Annotated in this window: 14 protein-coding genes and 1 riboswitch; of the genes, 4 read left to right on the top strand and 10 right to left on the bottom strand. The window is 40.8% G+C overall.

The annotated features are described in order from the left end of the window. Window positions 1–58: 58 nt before the first annotated feature. The 8 genes from thiQ to leuA all read right to left on the bottom strand — a co-directional run bounded on the left by thiQ (window position 59) and on the right by leuA (window position 9,305). Window positions 59–787 carry a thiamine ABC transporter ATP-binding protein gene (thiQ, locus tag PAND9192_RS16765; protein ID WP_087854659.1) on the bottom strand — a complete coding sequence of 243 codons (729 nt, stop codon included), beginning with the start codon at window positions 785–787 and terminating at the stop codon, window positions 59–61. After that, entirely contained in the window at window positions 780–2,387 is a 1,608-nt protein-coding gene (thiP, locus tag PAND9192_RS16760) for a thiamine/thiamine pyrophosphate ABC transporter permease ThiP (RefSeq protein ID WP_087854658.1), read from the bottom strand. The genes thiQ and thiP overlap by 8 nt, the downstream gene beginning before the upstream one ends. Before the next feature lie 12 nt (window positions 2,388–2,399). Further along, entirely contained in the window at window positions 2,400–3,398 is a 999-nt protein-coding gene (gene thiB / locus PAND9192_RS16755; RefSeq protein WP_087854657.1) for a thiamine ABC transporter substrate binding subunit, read from the bottom strand. Between the two features lie 105 nt (window positions 3,399–3,503). Continuing rightward, window positions 3,504–3,620, bottom strand: a riboswitch (TPP riboswitch). A gap of 28 nt (window positions 3,621–3,648) precedes the next feature. Further along, window positions 3,649–4,431, bottom strand: a complete 783-nt coding sequence (locus PAND9192_RS16750) for a DUF547 domain-containing protein (RefSeq protein WP_087854656.1) — start codon at window positions 4,429–4,431, stop codon at window positions 3,649–3,651. A 126-nt stretch (window positions 4,432–4,557) separates the two neighbouring features. Next, complete coding sequence (gene leuD / locus PAND9192_RS16745; RefSeq protein ID WP_087854655.1) at window positions 4,558–5,160, bottom strand: 3-isopropylmalate dehydratase small subunit; 603 nt, start codon at window positions 5,158–5,160, stop codon at window positions 4,558–4,560. A 15-nt stretch (window positions 5,161–5,175) separates the two neighbouring features. After that, a complete protein-coding gene (gene leuC, locus PAND9192_RS16740) occupies window positions 5,176–6,612 on the bottom strand; it encodes a 3-isopropylmalate dehydratase large subunit (RefSeq protein ID WP_087854654.1) in 1,437 nt (478 codons plus the stop codon). Between the two features lie 11 nt (window positions 6,613–6,623). Next, the gene (gene leuB / locus PAND9192_RS16735; protein WP_087854653.1) at window positions 6,624–7,712 is read right to left on the bottom strand and encodes a 3-isopropylmalate dehydrogenase; all 1,089 of its coding nucleotides are present in this window, start codon (window positions 7,710–7,712) and stop codon (window positions 6,624–6,626) included. A gap of 51 nt (window positions 7,713–7,763) precedes the next feature. After that, window positions 7,764–9,305 (bottom strand): 2-isopropylmalate synthase, encoded by a 1,542-nt coding sequence (gene leuA / locus PAND9192_RS16730; protein WP_087854652.1) that lies wholly within the window; start codon window positions 9,303–9,305, stop codon window positions 7,764–7,766. Between the two features lie 861 nt (window positions 9,306–10,166). On the opposite strand from leuA, the gene leuO reads away from it, so the two are divergent. The 4 genes from leuO to ilvN all read left to right on the top strand — a co-directional run bounded on the left by leuO (window position 10,167) and on the right by ilvN (window position 15,851). Next, window positions 10,167–11,126, top strand: a complete 960-nt coding sequence (gene leuO, locus PAND9192_RS16725) for a transcriptional regulator LeuO (protein WP_087845958.1) — start codon at window positions 10,167–10,169, stop codon at window positions 11,124–11,126. A 353-nt stretch (window positions 11,127–11,479) separates the two neighbouring features. Then, a complete protein-coding gene (locus PAND9192_RS16720; protein ID WP_087854651.1) occupies window positions 11,480–13,303 on the top strand; it encodes an AMP-dependent synthetase/ligase in 1,824 nt (607 codons plus the stop codon). Window positions 13,304–13,635: 332 nt separating this feature from the next. Continuing rightward, the gene (locus PAND9192_RS16715) at window positions 13,636–15,354 is read left to right on the top strand and encodes an acetolactate synthase 3 large subunit (protein ID WP_087854650.1); all 1,719 of its coding nucleotides are present in this window, start codon (window positions 13,636–13,638) and stop codon (window positions 15,352–15,354) included. After that, on the top strand, window positions 15,354–15,851 hold the full coding sequence (gene ilvN, locus PAND9192_RS16710) for an acetolactate synthase small subunit (protein ID WP_060998518.1): 498 nt from the start codon (window positions 15,354–15,356) through the stop codon (window positions 15,849–15,851). Before PAND9192_RS16715 ends, ilvN begins: the two co-directional genes overlap by 1 nt. Before the next feature lie 70 nt (window positions 15,852–15,921). Here the strand turns inward: ilvN and PAND9192_RS16705 are convergent, their stop codons facing one another. Continuing rightward, window positions 15,922–16,545, bottom strand: coding sequence for an FCD domain-containing protein (locus PAND9192_RS16705; protein WP_087854649.1), 624 nt, complete (start codon window positions 16,543–16,545; stop codon window positions 15,922–15,924). A 371-nt stretch (window positions 16,546–16,916) separates the two neighbouring features. Further along, window positions 16,917–18,329 carry a pyruvate kinase PykF gene (gene pykF, locus PAND9192_RS16700; protein WP_065166866.1) on the bottom strand — a complete coding sequence of 471 codons (1,413 nt, stop codon included), beginning with the start codon at window positions 18,327–18,329 and terminating at the stop codon, window positions 16,917–16,919. Window positions 18,330–18,635 lie beyond the last annotated feature (306 nt).

Genomic DNA, 18,635 nt, shown 5'->3' with positions numbered 1-18,635 from the left:
AAATAAAGCGGGCTCAACGCATTGATGTGTTGAGCCCGCAGCCATTTATCACATTTATTTAATCAGTAGTTAATCCAAGGTAATGGCGTAAATCTAGTTGCTGAGGGTGATTAAGCAGGGCGTTGGTGTCCCCCTGAGCTTTAATTGCACCGTTATCAACAAAGATACACTTATTGGCTATTTTGTTGGCATCCTCAGGGCTATGAGTGATCATTAACACGGTAATCGCTTGCTGTTGCGCTAATTGTTGTACTAATTTGAGCATGTCGTTACGCAGGGCAGGATCAAGTGCCGAGAAAGGTTCATCAAGCAGTAATAATGGCCGTTGACGAATAAGACAACGTGCCAGTGCGACTCGTTGTCGTTGCCCTCCGGACAGGTTTTCGGGTAAACGGGTTAAATAGGATTCTAGCCCGACTTTGGCTGCGGCATCGTGTACTTGCTGTTGCTGCTGAAGGGTAAGTTTTAGACGCGGATCCACCCCGAGCGCAATATTTTCATAGACGCTAAGGTGAGGAAATAAATTGTGCTCTTGAAACAACATCGATAATGGTCGCAGAGCGGGATCTAAATCAATAATTGACTGCTGGTGGATACGAATATCACCACTATTTGGCTGCAGGAAACCAGCAATAAGCGCCAATAGCGTACTTTTCCCAGCACCACTTGGCCCAATAAGCGCAGCAATATCCCCTTGCTGAAGGCTAAAGTTAAAGCTTAACGTCATTGGCTGTTCATGTTGGCGTTGCGGCTGATAAGTGTAACTGAGTTGGTTGACATTAAGCATGGTGTTTACCTTTAGTACGCCGAGGTTGAACGCAGTATTCAATCGCGCTAAATAAGCCCAAACTGAGCAGTAATAGTAATAATGCTGCCACCGCAGCACCATCCATTCGGTAACTACCCATTAATTGAAATAAATACAGTGGTAGAGTTTGGAAATCTTGACTGCCAAATAAAGCGATCGCACCCAGATCGCCTAATGACAGCACTAAACTTATAGCCAGTGATTGTGCGATTGGTTTACGTAAGGCTCGCCATTCTACTAATCGTAACCGCGACCAGCCGCTCATATTTAAACTTCGACATAACGTGTTGTATTGCTGGGCAATGTGTAACATCGGTTGGCTAAGCGTTTTGATCACATAAGGCAACGCCATTAACGCATTAACCCCAACCACGACCCAAAAAGCGGCGCCATAAGCATCGGTATATTGGCGTAATAGTAAGAAGATACCGGTGCTTAATACTAATCCTGGAGTAACTAATATAATAGTACCGATCATTTCGATACTATCGGCACCAACCGCTTGTTTATTTAAACGTAACTGACGGCTAGCTAATAAGATCATCACTCCAAATACAAAGGCTAATCCACATGCTACTACCGCTATTTGTAGTGAATTAGATACTGCATGCCATAATGCTGGTTGTTGTAATAGCTGCGGCAATTGGCGATTAAGTCCTGCAACAAATACTGCAATAATCGGTGGGATCACCAGTAAGATCGCAGCGATGATCCAACTCCAATCCCAGCATTTTGCGCGCCAGTTATCTTGATAGTTGACCACATTGTTACCAACAGAAGCGCTAAAAGTTGCGAGTGGTTTTGCAAAGCGGTGACTAAGTAGTACTAATCCACCACAAAGTAGCATTTGCCACAGCGCTAAAATAGCCCCTGTTGCAAGATCAAAGTCGTAGCGAATAGCTTGATAAATCGCCAGTTCAATAGTGGTTGATTTCGGGCCGCCACCGAGCGACATGATCACTGCAAAACTGGTAAAACACAGCATAAAAATAAGCCCAGCAACATGAGGTAATTGTTGGCGTAACCGCGGCCAAGCAACTAACTTAAATTTATGCCAGCCGCGAATGCCTAAATGGGCCGCTAATTGATGTTGTTCATGAGGGATTGATTCTAAACTTTGAAGTAAAAAACGCACTGCTAACGGCAAATTAAGAAACACATGCGCCAGTAAAATGCCGCTTAAACCATAAATGTTTAGCCGTGGTAATCCCAGCAGGCTTAATCCATGACTAATAATGCCACTTTTGCCGTAGATAGCTAATAGACCAAATACTGCTACTAACACTGGCATCACTAATGTCATCGCAAACAAACGTAATAGCAGTTGTTTACCAATAAAGTGCCGTCGTGATAGCGCGTAAGCTATTGCAATTGCAGGTACGATACTGAGTAGCGTCGACAGTAAAGCTTGGTAAAAACTAAATCGAGTCACATGGCGTAGATAAGGATCGTGCCATAAGCTACTTAGTTGCCATTGCCCAGCATGAAGTATGAGGCTGGTGATCGCAGCGATCACTAACAATAGAATAAGCCCAGCACTGAATAGTCCGGGCAATAGTTGAGTTACTGGTTTATTCACAGCGGTATGCCATTATTGGGTCAGCGCTTGCTGCCACTCTCGAATCCATGCTTTACGATTTTTAGCCACTTCATCGGCGCTAAATTCTAATGCTTTATCAGGAATGGTTAATTGCTTAAAAGCAGTTGGCAGTGGCTGTTTGGTAACTGGATACATCCAGTTGTGAGTCGCGATTTGAGATTGAAAAGCATCACTAACAATAAACTGCATAAATTGATCGGCAAGTTTAGGATGAGGACTATTTTTCATTTTAGCGGCCACTTCCACTTGCATGTAATGACCTTCTTTGAAATTAGCTGCTTTATACTGGTTTTTGTGCTCTTCGATGATGTGATAGGCCGGTGACGTGGTATATGACAAGACCATATCGGCTTCACCATCAAGGAACATGCTGTAAGCTTCTGACCAGCCTTTAGTGACCGTTACCGTATGTTTGGCAAGCTGTTGCCATGCGGCGGCGACTTTATCACCATATACCGATTTCATCCATAACATCAGCCCTTGTCCTGGGGTTGAAGTGCGAGGATCTTGGTAGATGACACTGATATTTTGATCGTTGACCAGTGCTTTTAAACTGGTGGGTGGATGGGGTAATTTAGTGCTGTCATAAACAAATGCAAAATAGCCGTAATCATAGGGAATAAAGGTATCGTCATGCCAGCCTTTAGGTAAGGTTAATTTACTTAGATCAACATGTTGTTTTGCCAGTAGTCCCGTTTGTTTAGCTTCAGTCATCAAGTTGTTATCAAGCCCCAATAAAATATCTGCTTGGCTACGGCTGCCTTCTAAACGGACTCGATTAAGAATTGAAACACCATCTTCTAAAGAGACAAAGTTAACTTTGCAACCATTGCATTGGGCTTCAAAGGCTTTTTTGATAATAGGCCCTGGACCCCACTCGGATGAAAACGAGCTGTAGGTATAAACATTAAGGGTGTTATCGGCCGCCAAGACGTTATTTGACAATAACGCTATCGATATTAGCGGTAAAAGTGTGTAACTGATTTTCACTATGCGCTCCTGATGTCAGCATCCTGCGAACAAAATAAAAAGAGAGAGCGGCACAGGGTTGAGAGGATAAATATCAGCTGTAATAGCAGATGGGCAATGGTAGATACCAGTGCGTTTCTCAATTCCTACGCCAGCATTACCTGGTTCAGGTTCAATGGGTTCTGCTATATCAATCAAGATAATAACAACAATCTCAGCCTAATGGCTCCCCAATGAGAACGCGACTATTGTACCTGTAATGGCTGTTAAGTTATAGCTTCCTATTTAACAACCAGTTGTAATTATATTTAAGGTTATTGGCATTGATTTTATTATCGGTGCGGTAATGATTTATATGCTGTAATAATGCTTGTTGGTTGCCAAAATCGCTACCATACCAGTCATAAATAGACGATAAAGTTGTTTGTTTTGAGCTGATTTTTACCCCTTTATCACTATTAATAAAGCGACTGGCCGCAGCATTAAGTTGGCTATTTAATTGCTGGCTGTCAAACACGTGTGGCAGTAAATCGGGGCAGCCTAAACTGGCACAATTAACCGCATAATGGATACGAGGATCACGCCAAATAGGGCGCAATATTCGATGTTCAATATCGTTAAGGCTAAGGGTTTTATTATTAATAGTTACAATGGCTTGATCCCACGGTCCAAAACTGAAAAAGCCCCCCAGTTTAGTAATTGAAGTTAGAGGATAATTATCAATAATCAATTGTACAGTTAGGGCATTATACAGATTAACCCAGTAAGCAAATTGCACCTTGCGATTATATTGGCGCGGATCAAGTTTTGCTAAGTGATTAATATAATTCTGTAATAGTTGTTTATCGGCAGAGGTAACTGCATCATAACGAAACAGTGTTTGTTGAGGTTGTACGACTAAATATTTATCCAATAGCTGTTGCCATTGGTGATGATCAATCTGACGTTGATCTGTGGCGAGTTGATCTTGCCAATAAGGTAAAAGTTCTGCCTTTGGTGCCGCGAAAAGATTCACTGACCATAACATCAATAACAAGCTCAAGATTACGCGCATAAATAGTCCATTGATAAAAGAAGATAACGATTAAGACCGCCATAAAATGGTATTTATTACACTGTCCAGTATGACATGCTAAACAAACGCCTGCTGATGAACAGGCGTTTTTTTTAGCCGAGCGAGTTACGCAAGATAAGAGGCTATATTGGCTTCGTAATCAGCAATTTTTGCTTGGTGTTGTAGAGTTAAGCCAATGTTATCAAGTCCGTTTAATAGGCAGTGGCGTCTAAATTCATCAATTTCAAAAGAGTATTGATGGCCATTAGCACTGACAGTCATGGCTTCAAGATCAACCGTGATCTTTGCGCCAACGGTAGTTTCAACAAATTCAAATAATTGATCAATTTGTTGATCTGTCAGGCGAACGGGAATCATTTGGTTATTGATTGAATTACCATAAAAAATATCGGCAAAGCTAGGTGCAATCATGACTTGAATGCCGTAATCAGCTAATGCCCATGGTGCATGTTCGCGCGATGATCCACAGCCAAAGTTTTCACGTGCTAGTAAAATGGTAGCGCCTTGGTAGCGTGGAGCATTCATTATAAAATCAGGATTAGGCTGTTTGCCTGCATCATCTAAAAAGCGCCAATCATGAAATAAATGTTGTCCAAAACCTGTGCGCGTCACTTTTTGTAAAAACTGCTTTGGAATAATGGCATCGGTATCAATATTGGCAGTATTTAATGGCACCACCAATCCGGTATGTTGAGTAAAACCTGTCATGTTCAAATCCTTTTGTTACGCAGATACGGGATCAAGTTGGCGAATATCAATAAAGTGACCTGCACACGCTGCCGCTGCCGCCATCGCGGGGCTAACTAAATGGGTGCGACCATCACGACCTTGACGACCTTCAAAGTTACGGTTACTGGTCGATGCACAGCGTTCACCGGGGCCTAAGCGATCGTTATTCATAGCTAAACACATTGAACACCCAGGTAGTCGCCATTCAAAACCAGCATCAATGAAGATTTTATCTAACCCTTCTTGCTCTGCTTGTGCTTTGACTTGTTCTGAGCCAGGAACGACTAAAGCTTGGACGTTAGCAGCCACTTTTCGACCTTTCGCAATCGCAGCTGCTGCGCGCATATCTTCGATACGTGAGTTAGTACACGAACCGATAAACACTTTATCAACCGCGTAATCAGACAGTGATTTTTGCGCTTCTAATCCCATGTAGGCTAATGCTTTTTTAGCTGAGGTTTGTTCTACTGGATCAGTAAAACTTTCAGGCGCTGGAATCGGTTCATCTACTGCAATCACTTGGCCTGGATTGGTACCCCATGTGACTTGCGGCTTTATCTCTTTAGCATCAAGCGTTACAACGGCATCAAACTCGGCATCAGGATCAGATTTTAATGATGTCCAGTATTCTACTGCGGCATTAAAGTCAGCGTCTTTCGGTGCAAATTCACGATCTTTAATATAATCAAAGGTGGTTTGATCTGGTGCAATTAAGCCAGCTTTCGCACCGAGTTCAATGGCCATGTTACACACTGTCATACGACCTTCCATACTAAGGTCGGTGATCGCTTCACCACAGAACTCAACCACATAACCGGTTCCGCCTGCAGCTGTGGTTTTGCCGATAATGGCCAATACGATATCTTTCGCGGTAATGCCTGCCGCCACTTTGCCGTTAACTTCAATCTTCATGGTTTTAGCACGAGATTGTTTTAGAGTTTGAGTGGCTAATACGTGTTCTACTTCCGAGGTGCCAATACCGAAAGCTAAGGCGCCAAAGGCACCATGGGTGGCGGTATGTGAGTCGCCACAAACAATAGTCATACCGGGTAAGGTAATCCCAAGTTCAGGTCCCATTACATGGACAATACCCTGATATTTATGGTTTAAGTCATATAATGTAACCCCAAAATCAGCACAGTTCTTGGCAAGTGTTTCCATTTGGATTCGGGCCATTTCACCTGATGCGTTGATGTCTTTGGTTTGAGTAGAAACATTATGATCCATAGTGGCAAAGGTTTTAGCTACTTGGCGAACACGACGACCTTTTTCGCGTAAACCATCAAATGCTTGCGGTGAGGTAACTTCATGCACTAAATGACGATCAATGTACAAAATTGGGTTTTCACCCGCCGCTGCAACAACGACATGAGCATCATAAACTTTTTGATAGAGTGTTTTAGCAGTCGTTGACGGTGTGTTATTCGACATAATGATGCTCCTTATGCTTGTTGAATATAGGCTGCGATTTTGTCACCCATTTCGCTGGTGGTTAGGGCGGTACCAGTGCCAGCTAAGTCTGCTGTCAGCTCTCCTGCTTCTAGTGCTTGAGCAACCGCTCTTTCTATGGCGCGTGCCGCTTCTTCTTCACCAAGGCTATAACGTAGCATTAAGGCTGCTGATAGAATCTGTGCAATCGGATTGGCAATATTTTGACCTGCAATATCAGGTGCTGAGCCGCCAGCAGGCTCATACATACCAAATTTTTGTTGATTTAAACTTGCAGATGGCAACATGCCCATTGAGCCTGTGATCATGGCGCATTCGTCAGAAATAATATCGCCAAAAATATTTGAACATAGCATCACATCAAACTGCGATGGATCTTTGATTAGCTGCATGGTGGCGTTATCAATATACATGTGAGTTAAGCTGACATCGGGATAATCAACGGCAACTTCTTCAACCACTTCTCGCCATAAAATTGAGCTTTGTAGAACGTTAGCTTTATCAATTGAACATACTTTTTTACGGCGTAATCGTGCTGATTCAAACGCAATTTTTGCAATCCGCTCAATTTCATAACGATGATAAATTTCAGTATCAAATGCTTTTTCTTGTGCACCTTCACCTTCACGGCCTTTGGGTTGACCAAAGTAAATACCGCCAGTGAGTTCGCGTACGACTGCAATATCAAAACCCCGCTCAGAAATATCAGCGCGCAATGGTGAGAAGCGTTCTAAACCACGGTGAATTTGTGCCGGACGTAGATTACAAAATAGTTGAAAGTGCTTGCGCAGCGGTAATAGAGCGCCACGTTCAGGTTGGTCATTGGGTGCTAGGTGTTCCCATTTAGGGCCACCTACAGAGCCAAACAATATTGCATCTGCCGCTTCACAGCCCTTTAAGGTAATTGAGGGCAGTGGACAACCATGGTTATCTATTGCAATACCGCCAACATCAAACTGATGGCAATGAAGTGTTATATCGAATTGTTGTTGTACCGCAGCCAATACTTTGTGTGCTTGCTGCATGACTTCTGGGCCAATACCGTCACCGGGTAGTACTGCTATATTATATGAACCTGCCATGGTAGATGCTCTCCGTAATGTACCAAAAATAAAATTGAATTCTTTAATCAGTTATTGGCTATTTTGTTGTTTGATGGTCGCGATTTGATCTGCGCGATGAATACTATTGATAACATGGATCAGAGCCTGACCTGATGCCTCAACAATATCGGTGGCTAAACCGGTGCCGTGATATTTGCGACCTTTATAATTAGCAATGATATCTGCTTGGCCTAAGCCATCTTCACCTTCGCCTTTGGCGGTAAGATCAAATTTATCTAATACGATTTCATAACCGGTTAGACGATAGATGCATTGATAAAGTGCATCGACTGGCCCGTTGCCCACAGCAGCTTCACATTTTTCTTCGGTGCCACATTGAAGCTTAATGCTAGTGGTGGCCATCACGCTGCCAGATTGCACGCTTAAATAGTTTATTTTGAAAAAGTCATCTTCATCGCGTAGGTTAGCAAAATGCATTAATGCTTCTAGATCGTAATCAAATACTTGGCCTTTACGATCGGCTAGCTTTAAGAAGTCAGTGTAAAGTTTATCTAGATCATAGTCGTGTTCAGTGTAGCCTAATGTATCCATATGACTTTTAACGGCAGCTCGGCCAGAACGACTGGTCAGATTTAATGCCTGATTTTTAAGGCCGATAGAGGTTGGTGTCATGATCTCGTAGGTGTTTTTATTTTTCAGCATTCCATCTTGGTGAATACCTGAGGAGTGACTAAAAGCATTGCCACCAACAATGGCTTTATTAGCTTGAATTGGCATATTGCATAGCTGACTGACCATTTTACTGGTGCGGTGAATTTCGTCATGTTTGATATTAGTATGGACACCCAAAAGTGATTGACGAGTTTTAATGATCATCGCTATTTCTTCTAGGGCACAGTTACCTGCACGTTCACCCAGACCATTTATCGTCCCTTCCACTTGACGAGCACCAGCTTGAATTGCTGCCATTGAGTTAGCCACCGACATGCCAAGATCATCATGGCAGTGAACAGAGATGACGGCTTTATCTATATTCGGTACTCGATCAAATAGCTGGCTAATAATGCCGCCAAACTCACTTGGCAGAGTATAGCCAACAGTATCTGGAATATTAATGGTATTGGCACCGGCATTGATGGCGGCCTCTACCATGCGACACAGGTTATCAATCGGTGTCCGCCCTGCATCCTCACAGGAGAATTCGACATCATCTGTATATTTACGCGCTCGTTTTACAGCTGCAACACCCATTTCAATCACATCATCATAGCTACGACGAAGCTTATCTTGCACATGAACAGTTGAGGTTGAAATAAAGGTATGAATGCGAAATGCTTCGGCGACTTTTAATGATTCAGCGGCAACATCAATATCTTTTGCAACGGCACGAGAAAGGGCGCAGATACGACTATGTTTAATGTGCTTAGCGATAGTCTGTACTGATTCAAAATCACCAGGAGATGAGATAGGAAAGCCAGCCTCGATGACATCGACACCTAAACGTTCAAGCGCATAGGCTATTTGCAATTTTTCTTTAACGGTTAAACTGGCTGATAATGCTTGCTCGCCATCACGCAAGGTTGTATCAAAAATAATGACCTGATCTTTCATAGTGACATCCTTTTTAAATATAAGCCGATATAAGGCTGAGTTCCGCATTCACTTGCGCTGGTCAAAATATGAAAAAACCCGCGCTTGTTTGCGCGGGTTTTGAAATCTTTGGTGGTGTTTCCCACTTGATAGCAACCCGCGTGATTATGTCACGATAAGGAGGAGTGCTAAGAGGATAGAGAAACGTGTTTTCATTTTATTAAAGACTTAAATTAATTTGGTTAACAAATGAATATCAAATAGACAGGCTATAGGTCAACCAAAAGTTGTGTTTTTTTTGTACTTTACACGTGGAGTTATGCTATCAAAAGCGAACAAGATAGTGCTAAAAAGGTTTAAGTGTGAGCGCTTGCTAACTTTGAGATGAAAAGATAGAAGTTAATATTAATAAGAATATCAATTATAGATTTTATCAATAATATAATAATTAGTAATTGCTACTAATCATTATATTTATATAGCAGTAATTATTAACTTCAAATACATACAAAAATTAAATATATAATAAGTCTATATTATTTTCGTTGTGAATTTTAAATTGAAAATAAATGATAATTCTTGAAATAAAAACGCTATTTTATCTTATTTTATTAACGATCGTTTTATTTATATTAAATTTAAAATTCTTGATTTAATATCTATGCTGTTGATATTTTTGGTTTTATTTTCCTGAATTGGAATTAAATAAGTGGCTGTTCATATTATCTTATTTTCTATTATTAGTTTCATCAATCTATATAGTTGATACTTAGCGCATCCCAACAAGGGCATTCAAAGCAGACACTGTAGATAATTAAAATAACGTCTAAGTGAGTATGGCATTGCGATGCACTAATAATAATTAAATTTTAGAGGTATACCATGAGCCGAACGACTACTTCAGTTTCTGCCGTTGATAATTACAGCATGGAATCAACATTACGCAGTGTTGATCTTAATTTATTAACCGTTTTTGATGCTGTTATGCAGGAACAAAATATTACTCGTGCCGCGCAAAATTTAGGTATGTCGCAACCAGCAGTAAGTAATGCAGTTGCACGTTTAAAAGTGATGTTTAATGATGAATTATTTATTCGCCACGGCCGTGGTATTCAACCAACGCAACGCGCTAAACAATTGTTTGGTCCATTACGTCAGGCACTACAGTTAGTAAAAAATGAATTACCATGTTCTATCTTTACGCCATTAACATCAAACCGCACTTTTAAACTTGCCATTTGTAGTCCTTCCGATATGCGTTTTGCACCAACAGTATTATCGACGATGCGCGAGCAAGCACCAAATATTCAGCTTCAACTAGAAGCGGAATTAGATGCAGAATTACCACAAAAAATGCGTTATCAAGAAGTGGATTTTGTAATTGATTACGCACGTTTTGACGAAGATGGTTTTTGTAGCACCGAACTATTTTGCGATGAGTTAGTAGCAATTGTCGCTAATAATCACCCACGTATTGGCGACAGTATCTCTGCTGATGAGTTTAATACTGAAATGCATGCAGTTCTAAAATCAGTATCAGATGTCAAAATGTTCGCTGATGACATTTATAACCACAGCGCAGTAAATTGTCAGGATGCATATCAAGGTGCAAGTCTAAACGACATTATGTTTGTCGTTAGCCAATCTGAGTTGATTGCTGTTGCTCCGCGCTGGTTAGCAGAAGCGTCTGCCGACAACTTACAACTTAAGGTATTACCATTACCATTTGCTAACGCTAAGATCACCGGCTACCTAAGCTGGCATGAATCTACACAGAAAGATAAAGGTAATATCTGGATGCGTGATCAACTAATGGCTATCTGTGGTGATCTGACCAGCTAATAATTGATATAGCGCTACTATAAAGCCAGCTTAAATGCTGGCTTTTTTATTGGTTGAATAAAATTATACCAGCTAACGTAACGGTATTTTGATTGGCATGACTTTAAGCTGATATTTCTAGGCTAATTATTTATTACGATTTTTGGTTATTAGGCCATGTTATTTATAGATTCTTACACTTTTACTGTTTAGTTAAAAAGTTATTGAAGACAATAAGTAAGCAGGTATAGAGTGATATGGATCATTAGAACCTATAATTTAATATGCATTATAGTTGGCTTTTTAAAGACTGAATTGTAGACTGCACCTCTCAAAATAAGCTTACAAGTGTAAGCTAAAAAAATAGAGTACTTATGGCACAACATGATTTCCATATTGTTCACCGTATTCGTCAGCAAGTTGCGCGCTTAGGCGACAGTCCTGCTTTACGTCATCAAGTTAATGGTGAGTGGCAAGATATTAGCTGGAATAATTTTGGTGAAAAAATTCAACAATTAGCATTAGCATTGTTAAATCAAGGGCTGGCAGTACAAGATAAAGTGGGTATCTTTGCTAATAATATGCCTCGTTGGACTGTTGCTGATTTTGCCTCACTGTATAGCCGTTGTGTTACGGTTCCTATTTACCCAACCAATACAGCTCAACAAACGGCTTATATTCTGCAAGATTCGAATGTTAAAGTACTGTTTGTTGGCGAGCAAGCACAGCTAAATACTGCTGTTGCGATTGCTGATCAATGTCCAAATTTAGAACGCATTGTCGCACTAACCGATGATGTTGAATTACCTCAGCACCCTTTAGTTTGTCATTATGCTGACTTTTTAAAGACCGCAAGTGCAGAGCATCAACCTGAGCTAGATATGCGTCTTGATAATCTAGTCATGGATGATTTATTAACCCTGATTTATACCTCTGGCACTACCGGTACGCCAAAAGGGGTGATGTTAGATTATGCCAATATAGCCTCACAAATTATTGCGCATGATGAACGATTAGCACTTGATGAAGGTGATACTTCATTGTGCTTTTTGCCGTTATCACATGTGTTTGAGCGGGCTTGGACATTTTATGTATTACACCGTGGTGTGATTAACTGTTACCTTTCTGATACCAATAAGCTTAAAGAAGCGTTGGTGGATGTTAAGCCTAACTACATGTCTGCTGTGCCACGGGTATACGAGAAAATATATTCTGGCGTTCATGAAAAAGTGTCGCGAGCACCGTTTCAACGTAAGATTATTTTTACTTGGGCTGTGAATATGGGAGCAAGAATGTCACTTGCTCGCCAGCAATGTCGCGAACCATCTTGGTTATTAAAAAAGAGTTATAACCTTGCCGATAAAATAGTGCTATCTAAATTGCGCGCGGTACTGGGTGGTAACATCAAGTGTATGCCATGTGGTGGTGCTAAGTTAGATGCAGGCATTGGCCGTTTTTTCCATGCGATAGGTATTAATGTCAAGTTAGGCTATGGCATGACAGAAACAACGGCAACGGTATCTTGTTGGGATGATCGCTGCTTTAATCCGGATTCAATTGGTATGCCAATGCCGGGGGCTGAAGTTAAAATTGGCAAGGACAATGAAATTCTTGTTCGTGGTCCAATGGTGATGCGCGGTTATTATAATATGGCCGAAGAAACCGCAAATAACTTTACTGAAGATGGTTTTTTAAAAACCGGTGATGCGGGTTATATCGATGAGCAAGGTAACTTGTTTATTACCGATCGTATCAAAGAGTTGATGAAGACCTCGGGCGGTAAATATATTGCGCCACAAGTGATTGAGGGCGCGATTGGTAAAGATCATTTGATTGAACAGATTGCTGTTATTGCCGATACCCGTAAGTTTGTATCAGCATTAATTGTGCCGTGCTTTGAAACCCTAGAAGAGCATGCGCGTGAACTCAACATTAAATATCAAGACCGAATGGAACTGGTTAAACATAGCCAAATTGTTGAGTTAATTGAAAAACGCGTTATTGAACTTCAAAAAGATTTAGCTCGTTTTGAACAAGTGAAAAAATTCACCTTATTGCCAAAGTCGTTTTCGATGGATAAAGGTGAACTTACACCAACTCAAAAATTACGTCGTAAAGTGATTCAAGATCGTTACCACAAAGAGATTGAACATATGTACGAAGAGAGCCATAAAAAAGCCCAACAAAAAGACGACTAAGTTGTTTTTTGCTTATATTTAAGAAAGAAGCCTATTTGGCTTCTTTTTTTATGGTTGTTATATAGTGATAAGCTCTAATTTATTAGTTGGTAATAGTCGTTACTAGCAGCTTGTTAGTTAATTTTTATATAAAGCATTGGGAATAACACTCACGGCAGATAAAAACCGTAAATTCCTATTTTGATCTAGCAATGAATGCTGCAAAAGCGTTAAGGTTGTTGCAGTTATTCGCGGTTGTTATTACAACAGTGATAAACATAGCATGCTTAGCCATGTATTTTATTAGGCTAAAAATAAGCCCTAACTATGTTTCATCGATCTGGAGACAAAATATGGAAATGTTGTCTGGCGCAGATATGATCGTTCGATCAATGATCGATCAAGGCGTTAAGCATATCTTCGGTTATCCCGGAGGTTCGGTTCTTGATATTTATGACGCACTGCATGAAAAAAGTGATATTGAACATGTGCTAGTACGCCATGAGCAAGCTGCAGTACATATGGCTGATGGCTATGCACGAGCAACTGGTGATGTTGGTGTCGTGCTCGTTACTTCAGGCCCAGGCGCAACGAATGCGATTACGGGCATTGCAACAGCGTATATGGACTCAATTCCATTAGTGGTATTGTCTGGCCAAGTGATGAGTAATCTGATTGGTAATGATGCTTTTCAAGAGTGTGATATGGTTGGTATATCACGACCTGTGGTTAAGCACAGCTTTCTAGTAACAAAACCTGAAGATATTCCTACTATTATCAAAAAAGCTTTCTATATTGCTGCAAGTGGCCGTCCTGGTCCTGTTGTGGTCGATATACCTAAAGATATGCTCAATCCGGCACAAACCTATCCGTATCAATATCCTGAGTCGATTGCATTACGTTCATATAATCCAACTACACAAGGCCACAAAGGTCAGATTAAACGTGGTGTAAAAGCCTTATTGGCTGCCAAACAACCCGTGCTCTATGTCGGTGGCGGTGCAATTATGTCAAGTTGCAGTGAGCAACTAATGACCTTAGCTGAAAGTTTAAATATTCCGGTGGTTAATACCCTCATGGGACTTGGCGCTTTTCCAGGTACACATCAGAAATGTCTAGGCATGCTCGGTATGCATGGTACCTATGAAGCAAATATGGCAATGCATAACGCAGATTTAATTTTTGGTATTGGGGTTAGGTTTGATGATCGAACCACTAATAATCTTGAGAAATATTGCCCAAATGCCACCATTATGCATATCGATATAGATCCATCATCGATATCAAAAACAGTCGCGGTTGATATTCCGATTGTTGGTTCGGCAGAGATTGTACTTACCAGTATGCTAAAGCTAATTAGTGAACAAGATAGTGCTGAGCATCAACAATTATTGCAACCGTGGTGGCAACAAATTGCAACTTGGCGTCAGCGTCAGTGTTTACGGTATGACACCACCAGTGAGCGTATTAAGCCGCAACAGGTGATTGAATCTTTGTACCGTCTTACTGGTGGCGATGCGTATGTCACCTCTGATGTTGGTCAGCATCAAATGTTTGCTGCTTTGTATTATCCGTTTGATAAGCCTCGGCGTTGGATTAACTCTGGTGGACTTGGCACCATGGGCTTTGGGTTACCCGCCGCGATGGGAGTGAAGTTTGCACTGCCTGATGCTGAAGTGGTGTGTGTAACGGGGGATGGCAGTATTCAAATGAATATTCAAGAGCTTTCAACCGCATTGCAATACGATATTCCAGTGAAAATTATCAACCTCAATAACCGTTTTTTAGGCATGGTAAAGCAATGGCAAGATATGATTTATCAAGGCCGTCATTCTCAATCTTACATGGATTCTGTACCTGATTTTGCTGCTATTTCAGAAGCCTATGGTCATGTTGGCGTAAGGATCTCTGATCCCAAATTACTGGATCAGCAATTAGAGCAAGCATTAGCCTTAAAAGATAAGTTGGTATTTATTGATATTAGTGTTGATGAAACTGAGCATGTGTATCCAATGCTTATTCGTGGTGGTGCAATGAGTGATATGTGGTTAAGCAAGACGGAGCGAACTTAATGCGTAGAATTATTTCGGTATTACTTGAAAACCAGCCCGGTGCACTTTCTCGAGTGGTGGGGTTGTTTTCTCAGCGGGGCTATAATATTGAGTCATTAACCGTAGCCCCTACTGATGATGCTACATTATCACGGTTAAATATTACCACTCATGTTAAAGATGAAGCGGCCTACGAACAAATAGAGAAACAACTGCATAAGTTAATTGATATTTTAAAAGTCAGTAATATTACTGAATCGGATCATATTGAGCGTGAGTTAATGCTCGTAAAAGTCAAAGCCAGTGGTTTTGCTCGTGCAGAAGTAAAACGTACAGCGGATATATTCCGTGGTTTGATTGTTGATGTGACCAGTCAGATTTATACCATCCAAGTAACGGGTACCAGCGAAAAACTCGATGCCTTTTTAGCCGCAGTTAGTGAGGCGACTGACATTATTGAAGTTGCGCGTAGTGGTGTTGTTGGCCTTGCTCGTGGTGAGCGGGCGCTAAAAATATAGTTGCAACCGTATAAAGGAAAACCCATGCCATCAATGTGTCATGGGTTTTTATTTAATTATTAGTGTCAAACTAGAGATAAGGCCTAACAGAGCTAACAGCATTTTTAGAGTGGTTATTTAGAATCGTTTGGGCAAGCTCAATATCACGATCTAATACCGCTTTCATTAATGCTTCATGTTCACCTTCATCATTATAACGGCTGTCACTATCGCGTAAGTTGCTCAGCCAAATGTGGCGATAACGTTTAATTTGTTCGTAGATATCCACATAAAGATCAAGTAACACTGGTGAGTTACTGCCAGATAAAATAGCAATATGAAAATCGCCATGGCGTTGTTCCCACTCAGAAAGATCAGCGTCATCAGACGTTGGGTTAAGGCGGCTTAACTTATGGTAACTGGTTAGGATGTTGAGTTCCCAAGCTTCATTACCTTGTAAAATCGCTTTTTTTAACAGTTCATGTGAGATTAATTGATGAGCATTGAAAAGATCTGTCAATTCCTCTACAGATACTGGTGCCACCCAGCAGCCTTTTTGTGGTGCAAACTTGACGTATTTTTTCCACGATAATTGGACAAGAGCTTCACGAATAGGTGAAGCGCCGACTTGGTAATGTTCTTTTAAATCGGCAACAACTAGCTTTTGTCCGGGAGTCAATTTGCCAAGCAAAATATCTTGTCGTATGACCTCCATGATTTTATTTGTTTGCGTAGGACTGGACACAGTTTCCCTCTTTGTTGTTATTGTTATTCGACACAATATACACATAACATTGTCAATGTTATGTGTATTAGTATCTATTGATAAGAAGTATAACTGGCTTTGTTTATCGCTTAAACATTAAAGAGAGTGATAAACAAGGATTAGAATGGATTGATACTAAGAATATAACAATTGTGAGCTATATATTTATAAAATGATAAGTCAGCAAGGTTTGGTTGTTGGTGGTTTTATAAATTAGGAAGGGATTGTTAACATTGAAAGCTAATAAGATTAGAAATAGCGCAGTTTTTCCAAATAAAAAGGGAGCCAAAGCTCCCTTTTTTATAGCTGTTTACGAACGATTATAGTACGTGAACAGATGCAGTATTAGTTGTACCTGAAGCAACAAGTGCACCAGAAACCATTACTACGATATCGCCTTTAGCGCCAAGACCAGTTTCTAACGCTAGTTCTTTACCACGAAGGTAGAATGCGTCAGTGCTGTCAATTGACTCAACAACAACAGGTGTAACACCTTTAGAAAGACATAGCTGAGCTGCTGTCTTAGTATTTGTTGTTACAGCAAGGATACGTGCTGTTGGGAAATATTTACGGATTGAACGAGCAGATTTACCTGCTTCTGTTGCAACGATGATCAGTGGAGCACCTAGCTTCTCAGCTGTATCAACTGCACCTTTACATACCGCTTCAGTGATACGTAGACGTGGGCTATCTAGACGTGAACCTAGCTCAGCTTTAAGTACTTTGTCTGTACGTGCACAGATTTGCGCCATGATAGTTACAGCTTCAATTGGGTATTTACCCTTAGCTGACTCACCAGAAAGCATTACTGCATCAGTACCATCCATGATTGCGTTAGCAACATCACCCGCTTCTGCGCGTGTTGGACGTGGGTTCTTGATCATTGAATCAAGCATTTGAGTTGCAGTGATAACAACTTTACGAGCGCGGTTACACTTCTCGATCATCATCTTTTGAGCAAAGATAACTTCTTCAACTGGAATCTCAACACCAAGGTCACCACGAGCAACCATGATACCGTCAGATGCTTCAAGAATAGCGTCAAAGTTATCAACACCTTCTTGGTTTTCGATCTTAGAGATGATTTGAATGTTAGCGCCGCCGTTTGCTTCTAGTAGCGCACGGATTTCTAATACGTCTTCAGCCTTACGGATGAAAGATGCAGCAACGAAATCAACACCTTGCTCACAACCAAACTTAAGGTCAGCTTTATCTTTTTCAGCAAGTGCTGGAAGTTTTACTGAAACGCCAGGAAGGTTAACACCTTTGTTTTCACCTAGGTCACCGCTGTTAAGTACTTTACACTTAACTTCAGTTTCTGTTGTTTCCAACACTTCCATTTCAATTAGACCGTCGTCTACAAGGATAATGTTGCCTTTTACTAGGTCTTTAGCAAAACCAGGGTAAGTCACAGCCACACGGTCTTGGTTACCGATTACAGATGTATCTGTTGTGAAAGTGAAATCTTGACCAGCCACTAGAGTGAAGTCATTACCACCTTCTAGCTTGATAGTACGAATTTCAGGACCTTTAGTATCTAGCAAAATTGCTAGTTCTTTGCCTGTATTAGCCATAACTTCACGTAAGTTAGTGATACGCTGACCGTGCTCTTCAAAGTCACCGTGCGAGAAGTTAAGACGCATTACGTTCATACCAGCGTTAGCTAGTTTAGTAAGCATTTCTACAGATTCAGTTTTCGGTCCAATCGTACATACGATCTTGGTCTTTTTCATTGAGGATACTCTCCGGACGAACTTGCTACCCAAGGGAAAATTAACATTAACCATTATCAAATAATCAACTTATTTTGTTATCTGATAGTGAGTAATGAATAAATAAAAAACTCTTTAAATATTACTTTAAAAAAGCGTTAATGCGCTTTTGTAAAGTTCATACACATGTTGGAAAACGACATTCAGTCCGTCACGATTAAGAGTGAACAAGCAAAAAATGCCTATGAAACATTGATATCAACCTCAATATTCAAGCGCAGGATTATAGCAGATATTCCACCATTTAGCACCCTGAGATATAGCTGT

It is taken from the genome of Photobacterium andalusiense, from assembly GCF_900185625.1.
Taxonomy (GTDB): Bacteria; Pseudomonadota; Gammaproteobacteria; order Enterobacterales; family Vibrionaceae; genus Photobacterium; species Photobacterium aquimaris.
This window is presented reverse-complemented; position numbering and strand designations above follow the sequence as displayed.

What these genes read in the sequence shown, in the direction of transcription:
- PAND9192_RS16750 (WP_087854656.1), bottom strand. Translation starts at nt 4,431, where the DNA reads ATGCGCGTAATCTTGAGCTTGTTATTGATGTTATGGTCAGTGAATCTT.
- ilvN (WP_060998518.1), top strand. Translation starts at nt 15,354, where the DNA reads ATGCGTAGAATTATTTCGGTATTACTTGAAAACCAGCCCGGTGCACTT.
- leuB (WP_087854653.1), bottom strand. Translation starts at nt 7,712, where the DNA reads ATGGCAGGTTCATATAATATAGCAGTACTACCCGGTGACGGTATTGGC.
- leuC (WP_087854654.1), bottom strand. Translation starts at nt 6,612, where the DNA reads ATGTCGAATAACACACCGTCAACGACTGCTAAAACACTCTATCAAAAA.
- pykF (WP_065166866.1), bottom strand. Translation starts at nt 18,329, where the DNA reads ATGAAAAAGACCAAGATCGTATGTACGATTGGACCGAAAACTGAATCT.
- thiQ (WP_087854659.1), bottom strand. Translation starts at nt 787, where the DNA reads ATGCTTAATGTCAACCAACTCAGTTACACTTATCAGCCGCAACGCCAA.
- leuA (WP_087854652.1), bottom strand. Translation starts at nt 9,305, where the DNA reads ATGAAAGATCAGGTCATTATTTTTGATACAACCTTGCGTGATGGCGAG.
- PAND9192_RS16720 (WP_087854651.1), top strand. Translation starts at nt 11,480, where the DNA reads ATGGCACAACATGATTTCCATATTGTTCACCGTATTCGTCAGCAAGTT.
- PAND9192_RS16705 (WP_087854649.1), bottom strand. Translation starts at nt 16,545, where the DNA reads ATGGAGGTCATACGACAAGATATTTTGCTTGGCAAATTGACTCCCGGA.
- leuO (WP_087845958.1), top strand. Translation starts at nt 10,167, where the DNA reads ATGAGCCGAACGACTACTTCAGTTTCTGCCGTTGATAATTACAGCATG.
- PAND9192_RS16715 (WP_087854650.1), top strand. Translation starts at nt 13,636, where the DNA reads ATGGAAATGTTGTCTGGCGCAGATATGATCGTTCGATCAATGATCGAT.
- leuD (WP_087854655.1), bottom strand. Translation starts at nt 5,160, where the DNA reads ATGACAGGTTTTACTCAACATACCGGATTGGTGGTGCCATTAAATACT.